Origin of the sequence: uncultured Clostridium sp., assembly GCF_937920395.1 — a bacterium.
Classification (GTDB): Bacteria; Bacillota; Clostridia; order Clostridiales; family Clostridiaceae; genus Clostridium_AD.
Genome location: NZ_CALEVF010000322.1, coordinates 1 through 4,724, shown reverse-complemented (window position 1 = coordinate 4,724; position 4,724 = coordinate 1). Strand labels below are relative to the sequence as shown.

Sequence of the window (4,724 nt, the reverse complement as noted above, 5' to 3'; positions counted from 1 at the left end):
TGCTGCAAGTATAAAATCATCAATACTTTTTGTTTTATCTGTCTTTTTAGTACCTGTGTTCTTTGAAGTTATACTTTCATTCGATAATATACTTCCATTAGATCCAATATTTTTATTTCCTAAAACCCCTGCACCAAGAAGAGTTGAACTGCTAACAGTTGCTGCATTTACATCACGTTCTAACTTGCTTTCTGTTTCCTGAAATTTATTTATTACATTATGTATACCTGTTATTAATTTTTGTATGTCTTCAAGTGCTTCATTTCCGCGAACTTGAAGTTTGTTCATATCATCTTCAAACGCCCCCATTTCAGGACATTTTAGTGTCTCCAAAGGAGTAATATATATACTATTATATCCCAGATTCGACTCTTCTAAATTGTATTGTAACATTTCATAAAGCTTCTTTAATGACACACTAACCTCATCTAATTTAGCATAATCAATTGAAACCATCTCTTAACCTAACATTATATCACAGAATTATCAACCATTTAATCATTTGTTTACCATAATAGAATCAAAACTATGTAAGGTACCTTATCTTAAAATATATAAATAATAAAATTTAGTTATAATAACTATTTATTGCTATTGTATCCACGTGAGTATACAATAAAATCATAGCAAATTAGAAAATATATCCAATGTAAATTATGAATAAAGCGAATAAAATAATTACTAAATAAAGGAGAGATTATTAAATGAAAATGGGACTAAGAACACCAAACCCAATGAAATCATTAAAGGCACGAACTACTGGAAAGTTAAAAAGACAAATGAAGAAAGCTATTATACCAGGATATGGCATGAAAGGAATGGGCTATATAAAGAATCCAGAACGTGCTATTAAAAATAAGACATATAAAAAGACTACATTTAGCATTTGGGATATATTTAAGCTTTTTAAATAAAAACATTCACTATTATTTGCCTTTCCTTATCAATTACATAACCTCTAATAGAAAATTCTACATAAAAAAATAGGGGCCACAGATAATATTTATCTTCAAACCCTATATACTTAAGCTACTACAAATGGACTAGTAATTCTGTAGTGATTCATATAGAGTATTACTATATTGATTCATAATAGGTTTTTCTCTAAAAGACTCTCCATTTTTTCTATACTTGCTCCAATAGCTCTCAATGCTTTTATGTGCATTATTGTGTGGACTTCGCTTCATTTCCGCGAGCTTGAAGTTTGTTCATATCGTCTTCAAATCCCCCAATTTCAGGACATTTGAGTGCCTCCAAAGGTGTAATATATATACTATTATATCCTAGCTTCGATTCTTCTAAACTGTATTGGATATATGTTTAATATAAATTATGAGTAAAACGAATAAAATAGTTACTAAATAAAGGAGATATTGTTAAATGAAATGGGACTAAGAACACCAAACCCAATGAAATCATTAAAGGCACAAACTACTGGAAAGTACGTATAGAAAAATAAAAATCTTAATTACTTAAAGCACACTATAATAAATATCCGCTAACAATTAAAACTTGTGCTAAAACGTAAGTTAGCATAATATATATGCTTCCATTTTTAAATTCACCTATAAAAGTATAAAATGCCAACATAAAATCTGAACATATAAACAATAATGACCCAATAAAAGGTAGAAAAAACGATATGTTCATCCCTGTAACCCAAATACGTGTTAGACTAACAAAGCTCATTAATAAAATAACTGCCATATATATATAAGTGGGTACTTTCATATCTCCTAAATGATTTTTTAATTTCTTTAATACAGCACAAGCGAAAATAACATATATTATTATTATAATGTAAAACCACACTGGCACATCTCTTGCAAAAGAAATCCCATGTAAAAAAAGCAAAACATAACAAATGTGACCTATGAGAAAAGCCCCTAATCCAAGCATAAAATTATTTTTAACTTTTGACCGCATCAAAAACATATCACCCATAAACCCAAATAATAATGCCATTACAATTAATTTACTAACTTCTGCTACACTTAATATATAATAAATCAATAATAGAGGCATTAACATTGATTTAGTATATAAACGTCCCTTATTATATTCATTTTTAGTAAAGTACAAATGCATTACAAATATTATACAAAATAATCCACCAACTATTAATTTAGTTACCATAAACTCCTCCATAATCTTAGTAGTTATTCGCTGTACTATCATAAAATCTGATAATGATATTCCTACTTTTTTAAATTCATCACTTTCAATCGTATCAAAAGCCTTATCAACTATGCCTCTGTTACGACTAACTACTCTTTCACACCATTCCATGTGAACTAATAAACTCAAAGAAAGCTCTAATACATTAGAAAATATTAGAGCTAAAATCAATTATATAAATTAACAATCTACTATATTAAGAAATAGTATTCAATTCGCAACATTTAAACACTAAGAAACATGACAAATTTTTTTATGACATTTTGGATTGTTTACAATAAAGCTACCAGTTTTCTTAGGAATCTTAAGTTTTTGCGAACAATGTTCACATGTAATTACGCCCTTTTCAGGGTTTAATGTAATTTTTTTTCACTGCTAATGCTACTATTATTGGTATTACAACTATTAGTATCTGAAGTTGAGTTTGTTATATCTTTACTATCTTTAAATTCAGCTACTTTACTCATTAAACACCAATTTTCCATACTTTTTTCCCATACCAGACAATCTATTTCGCTTAAATTTCTTTCAACTATTAAATTTTTAATAGTTGAACTATCAAATGGTCCTTCTCGCTGTCCATTGATTGCAATGCACCACTTTTCTAACTGAATAAATGGTGGTGGACATTCCTCTTCTTCACTTGCACTCTCACTAAAAGCATGTTGAGTACTATCATCCGTTATTTCATTAGACCCATTCACTTGATCAACTTTTCCATCCGCATTATCGAAAAAATTCTCTTTCAAATTATTCTGTAAATCTTTTAATAATCTTGCTACTTCTACGCCATATTGAGTCCAAAAATAATTCTCACACCCTATTTGCATCTCACTTACACTCTTTCCTTTTACACTAGACAATATTTGTGTCTCCTTAAACTTTTTCCAAGAATTATAATTTTACTTACTGTTTGTAATCCAATCATTTTTCCAATATATCCCTGACATGCACACTGCAAGACCATTCTTGCAACTTCCAAAAATTGTAGAATCAATTAACGCTATAACCTCATCCTCTAACGGTATTGGAAAATTTAATATTGCGTTATTTAGCTTTTTATCAGGTATGTTTCCATAAACATAGTAACCTATAAACCTATACTTTTTGCATATTTCTAATATTTTTTCTGTATATATATTTGTCATAAGTAAATCCTTCCTTAATAAATAATGTTTTTTAATTATGCCTATATTGAATGTGGAATTGGTGGTGGTAATTCGTCATCCAACTGATTAAATATTTCAATAAATTCATTTACTTCACCCATCAAGACCCAATTAGGCATACCTTTTTTCCATACATGACATTTTTCTCTATTAATACTTTTTTTAATTATTAAACTTTTAATAGTCGAAACATCATATGGTCCTTCTTGCTGTCCATTAATTGCAATATGCCACTTTTGTTGTTGAGGAATTGGTGGTGGACAAGTTTCTTCTTCACCTTCACCTTTAATAGAAATATTCTTGGAACTATCATCCGTTGTTTCATGAAAATTTTTACCTTCATAAAATTTATTTCCTTCTATTAACGCTTGCTTAGATTGTACTGTCAAGTTTCCATCTTCATCAATTAAAGATGTATCTAAAATCGCCTTAATTACTTGTGCAATCTTTGTGGATGCAAAAATCGCATATTTACTGCTCTGAGAATAGTTGACCCATGAAGTACCTTCTATTTCTATTATATATTTCATATTAGCTATACCTTGCATGAAATAATTATTTATCTTTTCAAGCAACTGTGTAATCTGATCAGCTCTTACTGATATAGCTTCTAGTGATGTTCCAGCTAGCTGCATTTCCTTTTGCATAACCTTTGCTTTCTCCATGTTTCCATAAGATTCGTTTAACTTTTTTTTAGCTTGACTTGACATAATTACTCCACCAATAGCTAGAGCTGGACCAGCTACAAGCCCACCAAGAACTGCTGGTCCAAGAGCCATACCACCTCCACCTGCAGCTAGTGATCCGCCTCCAAGCCACGCCAATGTAGCGTTTGTTGCTGCTACACCACTTAGACCCAATATAGCAGCGCCAGTAGATGCCGCACCGAAAGTCATTACTGCACTATATGCTCCAAAAGCTGTTAATACTCCTGTTCCAAGAGCTGCTGCTCCCCCTGCCATAATTTTTGAAGCATTTAATGAAGCATTTTTCAAATCATTTAATGCCTCACCAGTAAAATTTAATTTCTTTAATTCATCTAATCCAACACTATCTTTAAAATCTATATTCTTTATTTTTTCATATTGTCCAATAAATTGTTTCATAGAATCAGCCAAGATTTCCAATTTCTTTTGTCCTAATTTTTCGAGTGATACATTGGTTTTTTTCCGCATTTCGTCTAAACTACTTTGGGCCGTAGCTACTATATCACATGCTCCCAAATTAACACTTTTAGCCTTTTTAGTATCAACTACAGTGTCAATTCCTTTTTTTGCTCCAAATACTCCACTAGCTGCAATGATTCCCCCTATAATAAATGGTATTAGGGGCTTGCAGAATTCAAAAATAAAAACTGTGGATAACTTTTAAGATTTG

At 30.4% G+C, this 4,724-nt stretch carries 6 protein-coding genes; 1 reads left to right on the top strand and 5 read right to left on the bottom strand.

What is annotated here, in order from left to right; all coding sequences use genetic code 11:
• On the bottom strand, window positions 1-456 hold a 456-nt coding region (locus Q0649_RS19800; RefSeq protein ID WP_298845917.1), incomplete at its 3' end, for a hypothetical protein.
• A gap of 248 nt (window positions 457-704) precedes the next feature.
• On the opposite strand from Q0649_RS19800, the gene Q0649_RS19795 reads away from it, so the two are divergent.
• On the top strand, window positions 705-914 hold the full coding sequence (locus Q0649_RS19795; protein WP_298845915.1) for a hypothetical protein: 210 nt from the start codon (window positions 705-707) through the stop codon (window positions 912-914).
• Between the two features lie 568 nt (window positions 915-1,482).
• Here the strand turns inward: Q0649_RS19795 and Q0649_RS19790 are convergent.
• The 4 genes from Q0649_RS19790 to Q0649_RS19775 form a co-directional block, all read right to left on the bottom strand.
• Window positions 1,483-2,289, bottom strand: coding sequence for a lysoplasmalogenase (locus tag Q0649_RS19790; RefSeq protein ID WP_298845914.1), 807 nt, complete (start codon window positions 2,287-2,289; stop codon window positions 1,483-1,485).
• Window positions 2,290-2,531: 242 nt separating this feature from the next.
• The gene (locus Q0649_RS19785; RefSeq protein ID WP_298845913.1) at window positions 2,532-3,041 is read right to left on the bottom strand and encodes a DUF4339 domain-containing protein; all 510 of its coding nucleotides are present in this window, start codon (window positions 3,039-3,041) and stop codon (window positions 2,532-2,534) included.
• Window positions 3,042-3,080: 39 nt separating this feature from the next.
• The gene (locus tag Q0649_RS19780) at window positions 3,081-3,326 is read right to left on the bottom strand and encodes a hypothetical protein (RefSeq protein ID WP_298845907.1); all 246 of its coding nucleotides are present in this window, start codon (window positions 3,324-3,326) and stop codon (window positions 3,081-3,083) included.
• Between the two features lie 41 nt (window positions 3,327-3,367).
• The gene (locus Q0649_RS19775; RefSeq protein WP_298845906.1) at window positions 3,368-4,570 is read right to left on the bottom strand and encodes a DUF4339 domain-containing protein; all 1,203 of its coding nucleotides are present in this window, start codon (window positions 4,568-4,570) and stop codon (window positions 3,368-3,370) included.
• Between the last annotated feature and the right edge of the window lie 154 nt (window positions 4,571-4,724).